General features: G+C 49.9%; 1 rRNA gene. It reads right to left on the reverse strand.

The features are described from left to right. Window positions 1-688 (reverse strand): 23S ribosomal RNA (locus tag QM959_RS09545); the annotation flags it as partial.

Here is a 688-nt window from a genome sequence, read left to right on the forward strand (position 1 = left end):
GTTGAGACAGTGCCCAAATCATTACGCCTTTCGTGCGGGTCGGAACTTACCCGACAAGGAATTTCGCTACCTTAGGACCGTTATAGTTACGGCCGCCGTTTACTGGGGCTTCAATTCATACCTTCGCTTACGCTAAGCACTCCTCTTAACCTTCCAGCACCGGGCAGGCGTCACCCCCTATACATCATCTTACGATTTAGCAGAGAGCTGTGTTTTTGATAAACAGTTGCTTGGGCCTATTCACTGCGGCTGACCATAAGTCAGCGCCCCTTCTCCCGAAGTTACGGGGCCATTTTGCCGAGTTCCTTAACGAGAGTTCTCTCGCTCACCTGAGGCTACTCGCCTCGACTACCTGTGTCGGTTTGCGGTACGGGTAGAGTATAATTAACGCTAGAAGCTTTTCTCGGCAGTGTGACATCACTAACTTCGCTACTAAACTTCGCTCCCCATCACAGCTCAATGTTATAGATATAAGCATTTGACTCATATCACACCTCACTGCTTGGCCAGACACTTCCAATCGTCTGGTTTAGTTAGCCTACTGCGTCCCTCCATCACTATATACTCTAGTACAGGAATATCAACCTGTTGTCCATCGGATACACCTTTCGGTCTCTCCTTAGGTCCCGACTAACCCAGGGCGGACGAGCCTTCCCCTGGAAACCTTAGTCTTACGGTGGACAGGATT

It is taken from the genome of Streptococcus mitis (assembly GCF_047459985.1).
Taxonomy (GTDB): domain Bacteria; phylum Bacillota; class Bacilli; order Lactobacillales; family Streptococcaceae; genus Streptococcus; species Streptococcus mitis_DZ.